Genomic DNA, 331 nt, shown 5'->3' on the forward strand with positions numbered 1-331 from the left:
GTCCAACCCGTTGGCCAAAACCTGGCTGTATTTGCCATCCTTGACGTCCTTCTGTCTGTTGAGGAACCAATCGGGGATTTTATACTGCCGGGGGTTCTGCATAATGGTGATGACGCGCTCCACCTCGTCCTCCGTCAGCTCCCCCGCCCTCTTCGTCAGGTCGATGTCGGCCTTACGCAGCACCACATGGGCGTAGCGCCGCCCCACGCCCTTGATGGCGGTGATGGCGAAGGCGATCTTGCGGCGCCCATCAATGTTGGTGTTCAGCACTCGCAGAATGTGCTGGAACTTCTCCGGGATCACCAGCGACATGGCGGCGGCCTGCGCGTTC

The 331-nt window shown here is 60.4% G+C and carries 1 protein-coding gene; it reads right to left on the reverse strand.

From position 1 onward, the window contains the following. Positions 1–312, reverse strand: a 312-nt coding sequence (rpsM, locus tag PZC42_RS20720) for a 30S ribosomal protein S13 (protein WP_277213964.1), incomplete at its 3' end; no start/stop codon positions are given. Positions 313–331 lie beyond the last annotated feature (19 nt).

Source organism: Isoptericola croceus (assembly GCF_029382255.1).
GTDB classification, from domain to species: domain Bacteria; phylum Actinomycetota; class Actinomycetes; order Actinomycetales; family Cellulomonadaceae; genus Isoptericola; species Isoptericola croceus.